Raw genomic sequence first — 17,976 nt, 5'->3', positions numbered from 1 at the left:
TCTTCGCTCCATAATGGCTTCGATGAACCAGAAATCCTCCGTTGTTCAAACCCCTAAATTTGTCCGGTGGGCGCTGACGTCAGACAATCTGCAACAAGGTTCGTGGCCGCTGCATTAGGCGTTACCTTGGAATGCTCGGGGTAAGCCCTGGTGAACGCCGTCTCGACAGTGCCGGGATGCAACGACACAACAATAGCCTGTCTCCTCTTTCTCGCGATCTCAATGGCAGTCGTGCGCACAATCTGATTAGCCGCAGCTTTGGCCGCGCGGTAGCTGTACCAGCCACCGAGTTGGTTATCGCCGATCGACCCGACGCGGGCAGTTAGAACTGCCACCACACAACGTCCGTCTTGCGGCAAAAGCCGAGGCGTGTGTTGCAAAACCAACGCCGGGCCAATGGCATTCACAGCCATAACCCGTGACATGTTTTCTGCATCGATCTTTGCGAGCGACTTCTCTGGTCGAGTACCCTCAGGGGCCAGAATGCCGCTGGCAATCAAAACAATATCGAAAGGTGCGCAGAGCCCGTTCATGGCCTCCTTAACACTCGCGGGGTCCGTCACATCGAAACCGTCTACCGAGCGCGAAAGTTGCGTCACCTCCGAGCCACGAGTTGCGAGAACCGTGCACAGCGCCGTGCCGATTCCCCCAGAGGCCCCTATGACAAGTGCGCGGCGCGTCATGCTGTATTTACCTCCTTTGACCTGCGACAGCGTTCAGAACAGTATCGCACATTGCACTACGATTTCGCCCATTTTCGACACCATGAGAACGTCCGAAAGTACACCGGACACGACTTAAAGGGCATCTCGCATTTCCGCATCATTTTTGACCTCCTGAGGCTTGAATCAGCATGGTGATCAGGCCCGCTTTTTGATCATGTTCCGGATACGGCTCGGACCTTGGTTAAGATCACAAAAAGAACCTCAAACTGGCTTCTTTTGAACCGTCTCTGGTTGGCCTTCGTAGTGATATGAGAAGCAAGAAAAAGCGTAATTCGGATGACTAATGCAAAACCCATCATTCTCTGGTTCCGAAAGGATTTCAGGTTTGCGGATCATCCGGCGCTTACCGAAGCAGGCAAAAGCGGGCGCCCTGTTATTCCGGTGGTCTTGCTGGATGAGGTCGTGGAGACCTTCGGAGCAGCCCCTAGATGGCGCCTGTTGAAAGCAATTGAGTGTTTTGACGATCGTCTGAAGGAAATCGGAGCCAGACTGATCTTGCGTCGCGGAACTGCGGCAAACGAACTGCTCGCTCTGGCGCGTGAAACAGGTGCCGGGGACATCTGGTGGACGCGGACCTATGATCCTGACGCGATTGCGCGTGACACCAAGGTCAAATCAGTGCTGAAAGACGCGGGTTTCGGGGCGAAAAGCTGGCCCGGCCATGTTCTTTTCGAACCATGGACGGTCAAAACCAAACAAGGCGGTTTTTTCAAGGTGTACAGCCCGATGTGGCGGGCGGTAAAAGATCTGGATGTGGAACCGCCTAATCCTGCGCCAGAGCGGCTTGTGACGCCTGAGATTTGGCCGGAGACTGATCTGCTTGAAACCTGGGCTCTCGCCAAGGGTATGGAGCGGGGGGCAGAAGTATTGGCCCGACATGCGCACGTCGGCGAAGCTGCCGCCAATGCGCGCCTTGCCAGTTTCCTGCGGAGAGCAATCGGAGACTACAAGGAGTGTCGTGACTACCCGGCGCAAGAAGCAACCTCGCGACTATCTGAGAACTTGGCCTGGGGCGAGATCGGGCCTCGTACCGTCTGGCATGCTGGACTGCGTGCGCATTTGGAAGGCTTCAGCGGGGCAGAACACTTCTTGAAAGAACTCGTGTGGCGCGAATTTGCTTACCATCTGGTTTTTCACACTCCCGAAATCACGCAAAGAAACTGGAGACCGGAGTGGGACGCCTTCCCTTGGTCGAACCTTGAGGACGAAGTGGTCCTGCGTTGGAAACAGGGTCGGACGGGTGTTCCCTTTGTCGACGCGGCCATGCGGGAAATGTACGTAACGGGCCATATGCATAATCGTGGTCGCATGATTGTTGGGTCGTATCTTACCAAACACATGCTCAAGCATTGGCATATCGGACAGAAGTGGTTCGAAGAGTGCCTGATTGATTGGGATCCGGCAGCAAACGCAATGGGATGGCAATGGGTTGCAGGTAGCGGACCGGATGCCGCGCCCTATTTCCGCATTTTCAATCCAGAAACGCAGGCCCAGAAGTTCGATGCCGAACAGATTTACATTCAAAGGTTTGTGGCCGAACTCGTGACTGACCCCGGCCCCGAGGCTCTGGCGTTTTTCGACGCCTGCCCGCGCGCTTGGGGGCTGTCGCCTGATGATCCGTATCCGGCCCCGATTGTCGGGCTGGCCGAAGGTCGGCAACGGGCTCTTGCGGCTTATGAGGCGCGTTGATTTCGGCACCAACGCATTGAGAGGATTGCCCTAGCGTTGAAGCTGGAAACGAATTGGGAGTATGTCGCTGATGCCGCAATTGGCGGTGTTTCGCACGGTCGAATTGGTATCGTTGCAGTAGGACGCGTTTTCCAAGCGGACACCTCTGTATCGGAAGTCAGGCTGTTTTGACCAACGCCATAGATCACACTGCTTGGAAGGTTTGTGCGGTGCGGCAACCCACCAGTAAGATTTGAAGAAGCGATGCTAGTAATCGACTGACAGCATGACCCATAGTCCAGCGCCGTCGGATCGCGGCGTTTAGGTTTGCAGGCGGCTGGCTCCGACGTGCACAGAAACACTTTTCTGGAAAGCCAGCCGCCTTGCTGACCTGAGTGCGATCTCGACCAATCAATCCTTTTCGAAAACGATGATCGCTTCGCCAATGCGCACTCCGAACCGCGACACGTAGGCACGGTTCAGAACGCGATCATCTGTCAGTATCCACATCCAGTCATTGAAATCAACGCGCATGGTTCCCTTTCGGACCGGCAGGTCGATGCGATAGGTCCAGTTAAAAGTGTCGCCGTTTTCACGACCAGTGGCGACACCTAAAACGCCCGGAGCGGTGCCTTTCCAGGTGTCTTCACCAGTTTTCTCAAGGGTCCAGATACGCTGTTCGGTGTCCCCATCGTCGTAAGTGAAATCTTCGACCAGTTGCAGAGTTCTACCGTCCCACGTACCTGAGATCTGGACTTTGAACCGACGTTGAACATTGCCGAACACGTCTTGGAATTGACCATATGCCACTGTTTCACCCTCGAAGAAGTTTTCAAGGTTCAGGGTGCGGTCAGAAAGGGGTTTGTCATCCGGCACCGGTGTGCCGGAACAGGCCAGCAACATCAAAAAGGTGAACAGGGAGAGGATGGTTTTCATAGAGGCTTCTCCGAAAAGCACAATTGGGAGAAATGTGGCGCAAATGCAATTGGGCGTTCTATCGGCTGTCACAAGATTTTTTTGCGGGACGAAGGTGTCGACCTGCGCAGCGCGTAGCCCAAGGCCAGCGCCACAATTCCAGACGTTGACAGCAAGATCACAGGCAGGTTGGACGACGATGCGTTTGCCGAAATGACACCGCACAACGCCCAAATCACCGCCAGCGGATAGGCCCATTCGGCCGGTCGCAAGGCTTGCACGATCAATGCCACCACCAAAACGGCCACCAGCATGACCAAAGCTGAGGCCTGCCCGCTCAGCACACCGTACCCACTGAGCACAACACCGGTACCAACGCCGGTCGCCGCCGTCAGCCAGCCAGCATACAGCGCGACCGGGCGCCTCTGCCACACGGGGGCGTCTGACCCGGCGCGCAGCATGGCCAAAACGGCGGTCGCCGCCATGGCAAAGATCATAACGGTTGCCAGGATCGGCGCAGCGTTCGCGGCCGCAATCCAGAACATGCCAAGGCAAAGGCTGATCAGCAGCAATGGGCGCATCCGCTGCCAATGCCCATCCTGAGGCGCATTCAGCAGTCCCCAGATTGCCCCAAGGATCAGCCAGATATAGATCACCCCCCAGATGCCAAAGGCCCACCCTGCGGGCTGAACCGGCCAGAACTCTAGAACCAAGGGAAACTGTTCGGGCCTGTAGCCCGCGAATTCACTTGTCATCAACGGTGACAGTGCAAACGCAGCTGTCGCCAGTGCAACTGCTATCGCAAGAATGGGGTATTTTTTGTGCATCAGGACGGGTCTTTCTGTTTCGGGGCCGACGCCGGTTCAGCGTTGCGCGTCGGGATCCGGGCGCATGGTTGCAACCAGCTCGGCCACTTTGATGCCGAACTTGCGCATCTCGGACTTGTTCATGATCACGCCGCTTTCAGTCTGGTAAAGCCAGTCGGTTGCTGTCAGCGTGTAACCACCCGCGTCTTCCGGCAGAACGATCTGGTATTCCATCCTGATCGTCGATCCCGAAACGACGCCACGTGCCTCGCCGACGATGTCGTCGGCAGTTGCAGTGAAGGTGTTGTCATCACCAAGTTTCAGGAACCACTTGCGGCTTTGCTGTTTGCCGTTTGAGTAGGTGAACTCTTCGCTTAGCATACCGGTGTCGCCGTCCCATTCGCCGACCATTGTTGCCACGAAGCTATTGGTCATTTTCCCCGTTGGACCGTAGATCAATCCCTCGGAAAGGATTTCACCGTTCAGGTGCTCCTTGAGTGAGAAGGCGGGTCCCGTATCGGCATAGTCCGCCGGACTTTGCGCGCGAAAACTCAGAAACATGGCCTTTGCTGCCATGACCAGAATCACAAGAACGAGGAAGGCTGTAAGAAGTTTCATTGAGTTGGGTTCTCCGTCGGAAGCGCCAGGACAAGAGCTAGGGCGCCGAGTTTCAGGATGCACGGAAGTACGGCGTAAGAGATGTTCAATGCTTTCAGAGCTTCGGCACTGTTTGTCGCGCCGGGTGTAAAGCCACTGTTTTCAAGCATGGGCAGTACGGCGAAGGCGGCCAGGGCCAGACCAAGTTTGCCGGCGAAAGACCAGATGCCAAAGGCCAGCGATGCCTTGAGGCCTGCATTGGTTAGCGCCACGGAAAACATCACAGGCAGGATGACCATGTCCGCCCCCAAGGCGGCACCGGAGGCCAGGCAGATCAGCGCAAACCCGAAGTGACTGCCGGGGGCCAGTAAAGCGGCCCCGGCAAAGCCGAGGATGGCCAGCGGCATGGCGATCAACAACGTGGCCTTGGGACCCATTCTCTGACTCAGACGGGTCCAGAGCGGCACGCTGAAACCCGCGCTGAGAAAGAACAAGATCAACATGGGTCCGGCCTTGCCCGGCAGCTGCAGACGGTCTTCAACGAAAAACAGGAACAAGGTGGACGTGATGGCCACGGGCAGGCTGTTGACCAATGCCAGCAAAAGAAGCCTTAGCGCGCCGGCCTGACGCAGGCCTACAAGGGAAAGCCGTTCACCCAAGACGGGCTCACGACGCCAGATCGGCAACGTAATCACGGCCACTCCAAGGGACAACGCGCCCAGAAACAGACCGAAGGCTTCGTATCCTCGTCCAGCAGCCCCGAGGACGACAAGGATCGCTGGCGCAATGGCGGCGGTGACGACACCGGCCAGCATACCCCCCTCGCGAAACGCCGCCAGTGTCATCAGGGCACGCGGGGTCGGTGTCGCCGCAAGCGTGGCGCTGCGCCCGTAGAGCAGGATCATGCCCAGGCTGTACGCTGAGAACAGCAGAACGAGGATTGCCACCAGGCGTGGCACCACGTTTGGCCCCGGTTGGGCGGAAAAGAGCAGCGGAAAGCCAATGGCCAGCCCAACCGCCGCGGCGCTGGCAAACATGATTTGCGCCCGCGGCCAGCGGTCGATTGCCCAACCAATCAGCGGGTCCTGCACAAGATCAATCAACCGGATGAGTACCAGGATCGTGCCGATTGTCCCCAAGCCTATACCAAGTTCGACCGATGCAAATCGCGGCAAGTGAATATAGAGCGGTATGCCTGCCGCCGCTAGCATCAGCGCGTAAATGCTGACACGCGGGTAAAGCATCACTCACCTCTCAGATTCTGAGTAAAGGATCTCGACCGCGTGTTGTCGCCAAGGAAGATCGACATGAAACGATACTTGATTTGCGGGTAGCTCAATGTGCATACCTGTCTTCCATTGAGCCAAAACCGGACCAGGTTTGGACCCTCAGAGATGGCCGTATAGCGGTCACCTTTGCGCACATCACGAAAGCACTCTTGCAGCTGGCTGCGTACAGGAAGGGCTGAGCCGGCACGGTTCAGTTCGCGAGTTGTCCCTTCAACGAGGTCATGACCTGCCAAGTTACGCAGGTAAGTTAGCTCGAGTCCGAAATCCTCACTCCAATCCAGCGGAGCACCCTGTATGGTAAATAGCTGTGCTTCGTAGAGCGGGAAACCTAGATAGCGAAAAGTAGCCTCGCCGCGCAGGTCCGCGCCGGGCAGCTGGGCTCTTATCGGAGAGCCTTGAGCGCCTAAGGGCAATGTTAATGCGACTAAAACGAGGGCAACTTTACGCATGGGTCAGCTCAACCTGAACGACATCGGTGTGCCCCACGGCGAAGGACGCCGCGCAAATCTCGAGATAGTACTGCCAGTTGCGGAAGAAGTTCTCGCCATATCCCATTTCGGAAACGCGACGTTTTTGCTCGGTCAGGCGCTCGGACCAGGTGCGACAGGTTCGAGCATAGTCCTGCCCGAATGCAAAGCTGTCGCGAACCTCAAATCCCGCGTTTTTGGCTTGGGCCTCGATCAAGCTGTCCGACAGCAACATACCGCCGGGAAAGACATATTGTCGGATGTAGTCGGACGAGGACTTGTATGTGTCAAAGAAACTGTCCTGGACGGTAATTGCCTGCAACAACACGCGTCCGCCTTCGGCGAGGTTACGCTTGAGCGTGGCAAAGTAGCTGGGCCAGTAACGCTCGCCTACGGCCTCAATCATCTCGATCGAAACGATGTTGTCGAATTGCCCGTCGATGTCTCGATAGTCGCGAAGCTGAATGTCAGCACGGCCATCAAGGCGGCATTCGGCATAGCTGTGCTGGTTACGGGATATGGTCACGCCAGTCACGTCGCGTCCTTCTTCGCTGGCATGGTCCGCAAAACCGCCCCATCCGCATCCGATTTCAAGCGTGCGCTCTCCGTTTCCGAGGCGCGACAAGGCGCGCGCGTTCTTGCGTGTCTGTGCGCGTGTCAGATCGTCATCGGCCTGCTCATACAGCCCAGAGGAATAGGTCATGCCTTCATCCAGCCAAAGCGCGTAGAACTCGTTGCCCACATCGTAATGCGAGCGGATGTTTTTGCGCGACCCGCGGCGGGTGTTGGCCCGCATGACCGTATCGACCAGCCGGAACTTGGCCCTGTTGAACGGGCTTGCTTGATCAAAGGCGCCCAGATGCTCACGGTTGCGCATGGCCAAGGCAACCAAGCCTTCAACCGATGGGGTATCCCACAGGCCCTGAACATAGGTTTCTCCAAGACCGACCTGTCCATGCGCGGCCAGCGCAGACACCGCGGCCCAATCACGGATGACCATCTCGGCCTCGGGGCCGGAATGGCCAAATTGGTACCGCTCACCCTCGGGCGTGCGCAGGGTCAGTTGCCCCTCATGCAGACGCTCGCAGGTCGACAGGAAGTTTGATTTCAAGGCCTTGTTTGTCAAACGCATTTTCCATTCCTTTGAATTGGTGACGTTCATTCAGGGCGCGAACGATACGCATTGCACTGGCGATGCCGTCCTCGTGAAACCCGTGCCGGTTCCAAGCCCCGGCAAACCATGTCCGGTTGCGGCCCTGCATTTCGCGGATGTCGCACTGTGCCTTTAGCGCGGCCTTGTCGAACATCGGGTGGGCGAAGTGCGCCACGTCATAGATCGTGTCCTGAGGGATCTCGGTTGACGGGTTCAGGGTTACGAACAAAGGGTCAGACTCGGGAATGTTCTGAAGCCGGTTCATCCAGTAGGTAAGACCAATTTCGCCGTCTTGCGACCGGTACGCCCAGCTGGACCAGCAGGCGCGCCGCCGGGGCATCTGGTTTGCATCACAATGCAAGACCGCCGTGTTGGATTGATAACGAATACAACCAAGTGCGTCGGCTTCGGCTGTTGTCGCATCTGTCCCGAGGATTTGCAGGGCTTGATCCGAATGGCAGGCCATGATGATCTCGTCAAACGATGCCGAAAGGCCCTTGTCAGCGAAGATGCGAACCTCGTGTGTGTCGCGCTGGACATGCCGGACCGGCGTATCAGTGCGGATGATGCAGCCCCTTGCCAGAAGCGCAGTTTCCAACCGGCGGACATATTCGATGCTGCCGCCCTTCACCGTCCACCACTGATGTTTGCCGGAACCGGCCAACAGCGCGTGGTTGCGGAAAAACCGTACTAGCGATTTCGCAGGGAACTGGTCGACATCTGCAACCGGGGTCGACCAGATCGCACCGCACATCGGCATAAGGTAGTTGTTGCGGAACCAATCACCGAGGCCCAGCTCATCGACCAATTCACCAATGGTCTTGTCGTCATCCGTCGCAGCTGCCTCGGCACGTTTGCCAAAGCGAATGATGTCGGCAATCATCTTGTAGAACTGCAGTCGCAGCAGGTTGCTTTTCTGCGCCGTGATCGCGCCCATGTTGCTTAGGCCGTATTCCAGCCAGCCATCATTGATGCTGGCGCCAAAGCTCATCTCGCTTTTCATCACCGGAACGTCGAGATCCCGAAACAGACGCGTCAGATAGGGGTAGGTGGCATAGTTGAAAACAATGAACCCGGTATCGACCGGTTGGTCGCCGTTCTTGCCTGCCATCACGGTTCGTGCATGCCCACCCAGACTCGGCGCTGCTTCAAACAATGTGATGTCATGGAAGGGAGACAGGTAATAGGCGGCGGAGAGGCCGGATATGCCACCGCCGACAATTGCGATTTTCTTTCTTGGGCCGTGGATCTGATCGAACATTCCGTCCTCAACTTTGCTACGTTATGAGGGTGTTACGCGGGGTCCGTCAGATTGGATCAGAAAAGCCTCAGAAAAGTTTTCAACGCGTTCTGATCCAACAGCCGCGCGCACACGTATACGACTTATGAAGCTAGAGCATATTCAGGCCCAAACTCTTCACGCCCGACGAGGAACGCTGAAGAACACCTTCAGCTACGGTGTCGATTTCGTGTTGACCGATCTTGGCACCAAGACGCCAGCGCTGATGTCGCGAAACCGTTTCAATCTTTGGTCGCTGTGGGATCGTCATCATGGCGGCGCGCGGCGCGACGGGCGCGGCCTTGCGTGGTTCAAACAGGTTCTGCACAAGCGCGGGTTTCAAACCAAGAACGCGCAGCTTCTGTTGCTGACCCAGCCCAGCTTCCTTTGGTTTCATTTCAACCCTGTCAGCTTTTGGATTGCGCTGGTTGATGGCACCCCGCGGGCCTTTGTTGCGGAGGTGAACAGCACCTTCGGCCAGCGGCACTGTTATTTCTGTGCACATCAGGATTTTCGCCCGATTGAACATTGCGACGCCCTGATCGCCGAGAAACTGATGCATGTGTCGCCGTTTCAGAAAATTGCCGGTCATTACCGATTCAATTTCGGATTCAGCGACACACGGATCGACGTTCGCATTTCCTTTGAAAATGAGGATCAGGGCGTTCTTGCGACGTTGGCCGGCGACCGTCGTGTGGCCACAAACAAGTCGCTTCTGTGGGCCGCCTTCCGCCGGCCCTTGGGTGCGGTTCGGGTTCTAGCGCTGATCCATTGGCAGGCGGCGATCCTGTATCTGAAACGCGCACCATTTCTTCGCAAACAACCTGCACCCGCGACATTCATGAGCGAAAGCCAGCCCTTGAGCGGCCCCGGAAAATGACCGATTTCTTCGAAAAAACATATTGGCTCATTGGGGCAAGCGAAGGTTTAGGGCGTGCCTTGGCGAAACGTTTGGATGCAGAAGGTGCCCGGCTGATCTTGTCTGCACGCAACCGAGAGCGATTGGACACCCTTAACGCCGAATTGACCAGCGCAACCGCGCTTGCCCTGGACGTGACCGATGGCGACTCCGTGCGTCGCGCGGCGCAAGAAGTGGGCGACGTGGACGGTGTGATTTATAGTGTCGGCGCCTACGAGCCCATGCGCGCAACAGAGTGGGACGGCGAAACCGCGTTGATCTTGGCGGATGTCAATTTTACCGGGGCGATGCGTGTCCTTGGCGAAGTGGTTCCGAAAATGGTTGCGCAGGATCGCGGCGACATTACACTGATCGGTTCGCTGGCCGGGTATCGCGGACTTCCCGCCGCTATCGGCTATGGCGCCAGCAAGGCGGCACTGGTCAGCCTGGCAGAAACAATGCGCTTTGATCTGAAAGACACGGGTATTGTGGTGCGGCTGGTCAATCCCGGCTTTATCAAGACCCGCCTGACCCAGAAAAACGACTTTCGAATGCCCATGCTGATGACCCCCGACGAGGCGGCCGCACGCGTGGTCAAGGCCATGCAGAAGCGCCGTTTCCGCACGGATTTCCCAGCGCCATTTTCCTGGATGATCCGCTTGCTTGCATTTTTGCCGGACTGGCTGGTTTATCGCGGCAAATAGCGGCCTTTCTTCCTTTGACCAAAACAATAGGGCTACCGAGAGTTCGGCGGCCCCTACGTTGTTGTTGGTGCCCTGCCTCAAATGGCTGGGCTGGCGATCTTAGTGGCAGGCCGGGCGCGTGCCGGGCAACAGCACCTTGTCGACCACGTGAATGACGCCGTTGTCTGCCTTGATGTCCGCGATGATCACGTTGGCCATCTGCCCCGTGCCATCGGCAATATTGACCCCGTCAGCACCAGCGGTGATGCACAGGCGCTCGCTGCTCAGGAGTGGTTTGAAATAATTCGATCCGGTTGGAATCATTTTCGCATGAGTTCGCGGTCATCAACATGGTACAGCAGCATGTTGGTTAGCTGATCATTGTTCTCGGGCAGGAGAAGCGTTTCTACTGTTCCCTCTGGCAACGCGGCGAAGGCATCGTTCACCGGAGCGTAGACGGGAAAGGGCCCCGGACCAGAAAGAGTTTCTGCCAGGCCGGCTGCGGTGACCGCGGCTACGAGGGTCGAGAAACGATCATCACCAGCAACGATATCGACAATAGTGTCGGCTTGTGCGTTGACGGCTGAAAGGCTGAGTGCGGCGGCAGTAATAACGTTCTTAATTTCATTTTTCATGGGTCGTCTCCTTGTTGGTGGGCTTGTACAACCCGGCCTTGTTTCGTGTCAGCAATAGGATTACGTCACGGTGCATTTAGTGTATCAAAGCCCCACGAATTCGTGGCCTAAGTATTTGAAAATAAAAAAGAAGCCGCCAAAAAATGGCGACTTCCAGCTCAATTGTTTTTTGATTTATCTAAATCCGGAACAGTGGCTGCAGCAGCCGCGGAACCAGCGCGCGGAACCGCAAACTTGCGTCTGTCGCTGCAAGGCAAATACAGGGATCGCCATCATCGGCAACTGGCGTATGTTCAAGGTGCTCATCGGCGATCTCCAGATCGCCAATACCAAAACGGCCGGTTTCGTCGCTGAAGCTGCCCTGCAGGACCAGCGTCAGTTCCAATCCGTTATGGCTGTGATCCGGCACGGCCTGTCCTGGCGGGATGTAGAGCAGGCGTACGGATCCGTTCGAGTCCGCTGACAGGATATCCTGACGGACGCCCATGCCCAGAGTTTTCCACCGCGGTTCACGGCCCTTCAATGCTTCCATTACCGGGCCAGGGAATATTCCATTGCGCTCGTACACCGGCTCGGGCGTAAAGGGCGCGTCAAGTTGGGCAAAAACATCGTCCTTCAATGAAGACGAGACCGCGACGCTAGGCATATCTTCGAGAACCGCACCACCAACCGCCTGATGCGCGCCCAGAACCACGCGGCATTGTTCACACATTGAAACATGGGTGGCTACAACGACAGCGAAAGCGTGCGGCAGGTTGCCGGCGGCGTAGGCCGCCAACATTGCGTCGGGGACATGATGGGTGACGGCACTCATTGTTTGAGGTCCTTTAACTCGTGTCTAAGGCGCTCCAGTCCCAACCGGATGCGCGACTTTATGGTTCCAAGGGGAAGACCGGTCTGAGCACTGATCTCCTGATGGGTCAGTTCGCCAAGATAGGCCTGTTCTATGATTTCGCGTTGCTCGGGTTTAAGCGCAGCAAGCGCTTGTTTTAGTTGCCCGGCTTCCTGTTCCAGCCCAAGGATCTGGCTGGCGTCGGGTTCTGTCCCCGGCTCCTCTTTCAGGTCCTCAGGAGTGGGACGGTTTTCTTTACGGGCGATGTCGATCTGCCGATTACGGGCAATCTGATAAATCCATGCAGAAACCTGAGCGCGATGCGGATCGAACTGTGCCGCCTTGCGCCAGATCGTCAGCATCACATCTTGTACGATTTCTTCGGCCTGATGCGCCGACGCCCCCGAACGGATGATGAACCCTTTGAGCCTAGGAGCAAAGTGATCGAACAGAGCAGCAAATGCGTTGCGGTCGCGGTTGTCACGTACGGCAATCATCCACCGGGTCTGCTGCGAAATCTCGGTCTTGCTTTTAGTCACAGGCATTCTTTCGTGGCTTTGAACCACGTTAGACCACCGAGTGGCGTAAGAGGAATCAAGAATTTGCGTTATCATGCCTTTACTACGACAAATGGTGAGTTCCAGATCACTTTTTCTGGCAAAAGATTGGAAGAAGTTTCAAATGTAAGTACCCGGTCTCAAACGATCGACAAATTGGGGTGGTATCGGCTGGCAAAGATTGGTTGATATCAAACCAGACCCGTTACTCCAATAAATGCAGTACCGGAGCCACCTCGGCCCGAAACACCGAATGCCGCGCTTGAGCCAGAAGTCGCCTTTGGGCTTAGGTCGTGTTGACAAAAGGGATTCCCAGCGCCCGCTGATCGTGATTCAAGCCGGTATCTGCAATGGAGGCCAGCTTGGCAAGAAACCTAATGTCGGACGAGGAGTGGGCGTTCTTTGAACGGTTCATTCTTTCGATCCGTGCCCCGAACGGGCGCAAACCGATCAACCACCGCCTTGTTCTTGATGGCGTTTTCTGGATTGCACGTACAGGTGCCCCATGGCGAGACTTGCCTGAGGAGTTTGGGAAGTGGTCGAGTGTCTACCGACAGTTCCGTCGCTGGACCCTCGCGGGGCTCTGGGAACAGATTTTGGAAACCTTGACCGAAAGCAGGATCGTTCCTGATGCCCTTCAAATGGTCGACGGCACCGTGGTTCGTGCCCATCATCAGGCAGCGGGCGCAAAAGGGGGACTCCGCGACAGGGTTTTGGTCGCTCAAAAGGCGGCTTCACGACCAAGATCCACCTCCGGGTAAATGCCGCCGGGCTGCCGATGAGAACTGACATCACGCCTGGCCAGACATCGGACTATCTTGGATTTGATCGGGTCATGGACGACAACCTGCCCGAGCCAGTCGTGCTGCTAGCCGACAAAGGTTACGACGCCGACCGCATTCGCACCGACCTGCACAACCGCTGCATTCGACCGGTGATCCCAATGCGAAAGTCCCGAAAGAAGCGCGTTGGTTTGGATTGGCATCTCTACCGGCTGAGAAACCTGGTCGAGAGATGCTTCAACAAGCTGAAGAATGCTCGGCGCGTGGCAACCCGCTATGACAAAACAGCCGAAAGCTTCCTCGGCTTCGTAGATATCACTTCGATCCGCCTCTGGATCCGCCATTTGTCAACATGACCTAGTCGAGTGCTACAAGCTACATTTCGTGCATCTTGAGAACGTAATTTGGGCCACTCAATTCAAAGCAACGACATATGGTCTAGCTCGATCCGTTTCCGTGATTGCCCTTTTTTTGCATTTGGCAACGACACGTGCTTAGACTCGACCCAATGACCGTAGGGCTATCGGTTATGCAAACAAGCGGGCGTGTGTGGCCTATTCGCGTCGAGAGACTTCCGTTGACCCACACCCTCGCAGAAAGGTGAAAATGTTTCAGAAAATTATGGCACCCGTCGATCTGGCTCATGTCGAGAGGCTTGGCACGGCGCTCGACTGTGCTGCCGATTTGGCAAAACATTGGGGCGTGCCAATTGTATATGTGGGGGTAACGTCTTCCGCCCCCAGCCAATTGGCGCACAATCCGGAAGAATTCGGTCAAAAGCTTGGCGCATTCGCCGAGCAGGAGGCCGCCAAGCGCGGCATTCAGGCGTCGGCGCATACCGTGATCGCACACGACCCGACAACAGAAATTGACGATGCGCTATTGCGCGCAATTGGTGAAACCAGCGCAGACCTCGTTGTCATGGCGAGCCATGTGCCGAACGTCATGGACTACATCTGGCCTTCCAACGGTGGGAAACTAGCCGAACATGCAAAGTGCTCAGTCATGGTTGTCCGCGCATGACGCGCCAGCTTTTACAACGAAAATGACAGGGAAGTCCGAAACATGGCAGATAATACTGACATAGACGAAAACACAGGGATCCCTGCGCCAGAGGGTGCGTCGGATCTCATCGATACAGATTACGAGATCGGTCAAGACAATATTGAAACGCAAATTGGCCCCGTCGGACTGGACATTCACAACCCGGTCTTTCTGATATCAGGGCTGAGTGTCGTGGTCTTCGTGATCTATGCGCTGCTGGCACCGCAACAGGCGGCCGATTTCTTTGGCTGGCTCCGCCCTGCGCTGACATCCGCGTTTGACGGATTCTTCCTGTCCGCGGCAAATATCTTTGTTCTGTTCTGCCTGGCTCTCATCGTTTTGCCCGTTGGGTCGGTTCGCTTAGGCGGCGCCGATGCGACGCCCGATTACGGATATCTTGGCTGGTTTGCGATGCTATTTGCCGCCGGCATGGGGATCGGGCTGATGTTCTTCGGCGTTTTGGAACCGGCCTATTACTTCGGCACACCCTGGGGGGACGAACCGTTGGGTGTGGTACGTCCATTTGCGGAGGATGGCACTCTGATTCCGGAAAATGTGGAGGCCGCCAAGCGCATGGCGTTGGCCGCGACCTCATTTCACTGGGCCCTACACCCTTGGGCAATCTACGCTGTCGTCGCGCTTGCGCTTGCGCTGTTCAGCTATAACAAGGGCCTTCCGCTTTCGATCCGTTCGGCCTTCTATCCGATCCTGGGTGAACGGGTTTGGGGCTGGTGGGGCCACGTGATCGATATCACCGCGGTCTTCGCCACGCTTTTCGGTCTTGCGACCTCGCTGGGTCTGGGGGCGCAACAGGCCAATGCCGGTCTGGAGTATGTCTATGGCATCCCGAGCAACGTTACCGTTCAAGTCATCCTTATCATTGGCATCACCGCCATCGCGCTGGTTTCGGTTCTCCGGGGGCTTGACGGTGGGGTCAAGGTTCTGTCCGAGATCAACATGGTGGTGGCAATCGCGCTCCTTCTCTTCGTGCTATTCGCCGCAGGTGCTGTCGGAATCTTTACCGATTTCGGCAGAACGCTCATGGCCTACGCACAAGAGGTAGTGCCTCTATCCAACCCCTTTGGCCGAGAGGATGACGGCTACCGCGAAGGCTGGACCGCGTTCTACTGGGCATGGTGGATTTCCTGGTCACCCTTCGTGGGCATGTTCATCGCCCGTGTGTCGCGCGGTCGCACAGTCCGTGAATTCGTCACATGCGTGCTGATTATCCCATCGGTGGTCTGCATCTTCTGGATGGCTGTCTTTGGCGGGACTGCCATCAACGACATGATCGCGAATCTCGGCAACAGCGAGGTGAAGGCCAACGTGATCGACGCCTACGTACCGGAGTTGTCGCTCTTTGCGATGCTTCAAAGCCTGCCTCTGGCGGGGATCACCTCGACTGTCGGTATTGTGCTAGTGATCGTGTTCTTCGTCACCTCGTCAGACTCAGGCTCGCTCGTGATCGACACGATCACAGCAGGTGGCAAGATCGATGCTCCGGTGCCGCAGCGTGTGTTCTGGTGTACCTTCGAAGGTCTCGTCGCCATCGTGCTCTTGATCGGCGGTGGCCTTGGGTCTTTGCAGGCGATGGTCATCTCAACCGGCTTGCCCTTCACGGTCGTGCTGCTGTTGATGTGTTGGTGCATCTTCAAAGGCCTCATGCAAGAGCACAAGCATCTCTGAACAATTGAACACTGAGCGGGCGCGACCACGTGCCCGTTCGCGTTATTCGAAACCACAAACCGGCGTTCACTGTCCACAAATGGCAATACCGCTCTATGTGCAGCGGTTCAAGCAGATGGAGGACTGGGAGCAGGCCATGCTTGTTGCCGCGCTCGAAAGAGTTGCGACGATGCTCGACGCCGAAGATCTTCAGACCGGCGCGATCCTGACAACCGATGATTTGAACAAGGCGGAGTAACCTAGATTGCCTGTCGCCAAGACGATGAATTAGGTCGTGTTGACAAAAGGGATTCCCAGCGCCCGCTGATCGTGATTCAAGCCGGTATCTGCAATGGAGGCCAGCTTGGCAAGAAACCTAATGTCGGACGAGGAGTGGGCGTTCTTTGAACGGTTCATTCTTTCGATCCGTGCCCCGAACGGGCGCAAACCGATCAACCACCGCCTTGTTCTTGATGGCGTTTTCTGGATTGCACGTACAGGTGCCCCATGGCGAGACTTGCCTGAGGAGTTTGGGAAGTGGTCGAGTGTCTACCGACAGTTCCGTCGCTGGACCCTCGCGGGGCTCTGGGAACAGATTTTGGAAACCTTGACCGAAAGCAGGATCGTTCCTGATGCCCTTCAAATGGTCGACGGCACCGTGGTTCGTGCCCATCATCAGGCAGCGGGCGCAAAAGGGGGACTCCGCGACAGGGTTTTGGTCGCTCAAAAGGCGGCTTCACGACCAAGATCCACCTCCGGGTAAATGCCGCCGGGCTGCCGATGAGAACTGACATCACGCCTGGCCAGACATCGGACTATCTTGGATTTGATCGGGTCATGGACGACAACCTGCCCGAGCCAGTCGTGCTGCTAGCCGACAAAGGTTACGACGCCGACCGCATTCGCACCGACCTGCACAACCGCTGCATTCGACCGGTGATCCCAATGCGAAAGTCCCGAAAGAAGCGCGTTGGTTTGGATTGGCATCTCTACCGGCTGAGAAACCTGGTCGAGAGATGCTTCAACAAGCTGAAGAATGCTCGGCGCGTGGCAACCCGCTATGACAAAACAGCCGAAAGCTTCCTCGGCTTCGTAGATATCACTTCGATCCGCCTCTGGATCCGCCATTTGTCAACATGACCTAACTGCGGTTGCTCAAAAAAAGCATGATCGCGGATGGGGACGACGACGAATGAGGTATCCTGCATCTGAAAAGCTGGAGATCATTCGCCTCGTCGAAGGGTCGCATCTTCCGACCAGGCGTACGCTGGACACACTCGGCATCCCCAGAACCACTTTCTATCGCTGGTATGACCGATATCTGGCTGGCGGCCCCGAGGCGCTTGAGGATCGCAGCCCTAAACCATCACGGGTTTGGAACCGCATTCCGCAGCTGATTCGTGAGAAGATCAAGGACCTGGCTCTGAAGGAATGTGAGCTTTCCCCGCGTGAGTTGTCCGTGCAGTTCACCGACACAGAAAAGTACTTTGTCTCAGAGGCTTCGGTCTATCGCATCCTGAAATCCTACGACCTGATCGCCAGCCCGGCCTATGTGGTTCTATCGGCGGCCAACGAGTTCCACGATAAAACCACTCGGCCGAACCAACTCTGCAGACCGAATTCACTTACCTGAAGGTCATTGGCTGGGGCTGGTTCTATCTATCGACCATCCTCGATGATTTCAGCCGCTACATCATCGCCTGGAAGCTCTGCACGACGATGAAGGCCAGTGATGTCACCGATGCGCTGGACCTGGCTTTGCAGGCTTCGGGCTGTGCCAAGGCGACCGTCTTCCACAAGCCACGGCTGCTCAGTGATAACGGATCCAGTTATATCTCTGGTGAACTTGTTGAATGGCTGGAAGATCAGGAAATGGATCAGGTCCGAGGGGCACCATATCCGCCGTCAGAGTTTTTCGGAAAGCGTGAGCGTTTTCACAACGGAGGCTCTGGTTCGGTTTCTGTTTGAGTTTAGGCGGCAG

The 17,976-nt window shown here is 56.5% G+C and carries 18 protein-coding genes and 2 pseudogenes; 9 read left to right on the top strand and 11 right to left on the bottom strand.

What is annotated here, in order from left to right; translation table 11 throughout:
- Nucleotides 1-53: 53 nt before the first annotated feature.
- On the bottom strand, nucleotides 54-683 hold the full coding sequence (locus ACXAG8_RS18395; protein WP_475230652.1) for an SDR family NAD(P)-dependent oxidoreductase: 630 nt from the start codon (nucleotides 681-683) through the stop codon (nucleotides 54-56).
- A gap of 318 nt (nucleotides 684-1,001) precedes the next feature.
- On the opposite strand from ACXAG8_RS18395, the gene ACXAG8_RS18390 reads away from it, so the two are divergent.
- Nucleotides 1,002-2,414 carry a cryptochrome/photolyase family protein gene (locus ACXAG8_RS18390; protein WP_475230647.1) on the top strand — a complete coding sequence of 471 codons (1,413 nt, stop codon included), beginning with the start codon at nucleotides 1,002-1,004 and terminating at the stop codon, nucleotides 2,412-2,414.
- Nucleotides 2,415-2,804: 390 nt separating this feature from the next.
- Here the strand turns inward: ACXAG8_RS18390 and ACXAG8_RS18385 are convergent, their stop codons facing one another.
- The 7 genes from ACXAG8_RS18385 to ACXAG8_RS18355 all read right to left on the bottom strand — a co-directional run bounded on the left by ACXAG8_RS18385 (nucleotide 2,805) and on the right by ACXAG8_RS18355 (nucleotide 8,881).
- Nucleotides 2,805-3,329, bottom strand: a complete 525-nt coding sequence (locus ACXAG8_RS18385; RefSeq protein ID WP_475230644.1) for a DUF3833 domain-containing protein — start codon at nucleotides 3,327-3,329, stop codon at nucleotides 2,805-2,807.
- A 68-nt stretch (nucleotides 3,330-3,397) separates the two neighbouring features.
- Entirely contained in the window at nucleotides 3,398-4,063 is a 666-nt protein-coding gene (locus ACXAG8_RS18380) for a hypothetical protein (protein ID WP_475230641.1), read from the bottom strand.
- A 108-nt stretch (nucleotides 4,064-4,171) separates the two neighbouring features.
- Nucleotides 4,172-4,732 (bottom strand): DUF3833 domain-containing protein, encoded by a 561-nt coding sequence (locus tag ACXAG8_RS18375; RefSeq protein WP_475230637.1) that lies wholly within the window; start codon nucleotides 4,730-4,732, stop codon nucleotides 4,172-4,174.
- Nucleotides 4,729-5,955: an MFS transporter gene (locus ACXAG8_RS18370; RefSeq protein ID WP_475230658.1), complete on the bottom strand. Its 1,227-nt coding sequence runs from the start codon at nucleotides 5,953-5,955 to the stop codon at nucleotides 4,729-4,731. Before ACXAG8_RS18370 ends, ACXAG8_RS18375 begins: the two co-directional genes overlap by 4 nt.
- Nucleotides 5,955-6,449 carry a hypothetical protein gene (locus ACXAG8_RS18365; protein WP_475230634.1) on the bottom strand — a complete coding sequence of 165 codons (495 nt, stop codon included), beginning with the start codon at nucleotides 6,447-6,449 and terminating at the stop codon, nucleotides 5,955-5,957. The genes ACXAG8_RS18370 and ACXAG8_RS18365 overlap by 1 nt, the downstream gene beginning before the upstream one ends.
- On the bottom strand, nucleotides 6,442-7,599 hold the full coding sequence (locus tag ACXAG8_RS18360; protein WP_475230631.1) for a class I SAM-dependent methyltransferase: 1,158 nt from the start codon (nucleotides 7,597-7,599) through the stop codon (nucleotides 6,442-6,444). The genes ACXAG8_RS18365 and ACXAG8_RS18360 overlap by 8 nt, the downstream gene beginning before the upstream one ends.
- Nucleotides 7,538-8,881: an NAD(P)/FAD-dependent oxidoreductase gene (locus ACXAG8_RS18355; RefSeq protein ID WP_475230628.1), complete on the bottom strand. Its 1,344-nt coding sequence runs from the start codon at nucleotides 8,879-8,881 to the stop codon at nucleotides 7,538-7,540. Before ACXAG8_RS18355 ends, ACXAG8_RS18360 begins: the two co-directional genes overlap by 62 nt.
- A 124-nt stretch (nucleotides 8,882-9,005) precedes the next feature.
- On the opposite strand from ACXAG8_RS18355, the gene ACXAG8_RS18350 reads away from it, so the two are divergent.
- Together ACXAG8_RS18350 and ACXAG8_RS18345 are read left to right on the top strand one after the other, a co-directional pair.
- The gene (locus ACXAG8_RS18350; RefSeq protein ID WP_475230625.1) at nucleotides 9,006-9,779 is read left to right on the top strand and encodes a DUF1365 domain-containing protein; all 774 of its coding nucleotides are present in this window, start codon (nucleotides 9,006-9,008) and stop codon (nucleotides 9,777-9,779) included.
- Nucleotides 9,776-10,501, top strand: coding sequence for an SDR family NAD(P)-dependent oxidoreductase (locus ACXAG8_RS18345; RefSeq protein WP_475230619.1), 726 nt, complete (start codon nucleotides 9,776-9,778; stop codon nucleotides 10,499-10,501). The genes ACXAG8_RS18350 and ACXAG8_RS18345 overlap by 4 nt, the downstream gene beginning before the upstream one ends.
- A 99-nt stretch (nucleotides 10,502-10,600) precedes the next feature.
- On the opposite strand, the pseudogene ACXAG8_RS18340 reads toward ACXAG8_RS18345, so the two are convergent.
- From ACXAG8_RS18340 to ACXAG8_RS18330, 3 genes and pseudogenes are all read right to left on the bottom strand, one after another.
- A pseudogene (locus tag ACXAG8_RS18340) lies at nucleotides 10,601-11,115 on the bottom strand (fasciclin domain-containing protein).
- Between the two features lie 178 nt (nucleotides 11,116-11,293).
- Complete coding sequence (locus ACXAG8_RS18335; RefSeq protein ID WP_475230616.1) at nucleotides 11,294-11,929, bottom strand: ChrR family anti-sigma-E factor; 636 nt, start codon at nucleotides 11,927-11,929, stop codon at nucleotides 11,294-11,296.
- Nucleotides 11,926-12,492 (bottom strand): sigma-70 family RNA polymerase sigma factor, encoded by a 567-nt coding sequence (locus ACXAG8_RS18330; protein WP_475230655.1) that lies wholly within the window; start codon nucleotides 12,490-12,492, stop codon nucleotides 11,926-11,928. The genes ACXAG8_RS18335 and ACXAG8_RS18330 overlap by 4 nt, the downstream gene beginning before the upstream one ends.
- A gap of 362 nt (nucleotides 12,493-12,854) precedes the next feature.
- Between ACXAG8_RS18330 and ACXAG8_RS18325 the strand changes: the two genes are divergently transcribed.
- From ACXAG8_RS18325 to ACXAG8_RS18300, 6 genes and pseudogenes are all read left to right on the top strand, one after another.
- Nucleotides 12,855-13,642 (top strand): IS5 family transposase gene (locus ACXAG8_RS18325; RefSeq protein ID WP_475230604.1). Its coding sequence is split into 2 segments (ribosomal slippage): nucleotides 12,855-13,191 and nucleotides 13,191-13,642, totalling 789 coding nucleotides; the frame shifts between segments, so codons are not numbered across the junction.
- 250 nt (nucleotides 13,643-13,892) lie between these two features.
- Nucleotides 13,893-14,309, top strand: a complete 417-nt coding sequence (locus tag ACXAG8_RS18320) for a universal stress protein (protein ID WP_475230613.1) — start codon at nucleotides 13,893-13,895, stop codon at nucleotides 14,307-14,309.
- A 42-nt stretch (nucleotides 14,310-14,351) separates the two neighbouring features.
- The gene (locus tag ACXAG8_RS18315; protein WP_475230610.1) at nucleotides 14,352-16,016 is read left to right on the top strand and encodes a BCCT family transporter; all 1,665 of its coding nucleotides are present in this window, start codon (nucleotides 14,352-14,354) and stop codon (nucleotides 16,014-16,016) included.
- Nucleotides 16,017-16,095: 79 nt separating this feature from the next.
- Nucleotides 16,096-16,254, top strand: a complete 159-nt coding sequence (locus ACXAG8_RS18310; RefSeq protein WP_475230607.1) for a hypothetical protein — start codon at nucleotides 16,096-16,098, stop codon at nucleotides 16,252-16,254.
- A 93-nt stretch (nucleotides 16,255-16,347) separates the two neighbouring features.
- A protein-coding gene (locus ACXAG8_RS18305; protein ID WP_475230604.1) for an IS5 family transposase occupies nucleotides 16,348-17,135 on the top strand; the annotation gives its coding sequence in 2 pieces (ribosomal slippage) (nucleotides 16,348-16,684 and nucleotides 16,684-17,135; 789 coding nt in all).
- 16 nt (nucleotides 17,136-17,151) lie between these two features.
- Nucleotides 17,152-17,933 (top strand): annotated as a pseudogene (locus ACXAG8_RS18300) (DDE-type integrase/transposase/recombinase); the annotation flags it as partial.
- Between the last annotated feature and the right edge of the window lie 43 nt (nucleotides 17,934-17,976).

Source organism: Ruegeria sp. ABD4_443 (genome assembly GCF_056160865.1).
This window is presented reverse-complemented; position numbering and strand designations above follow the sequence as displayed.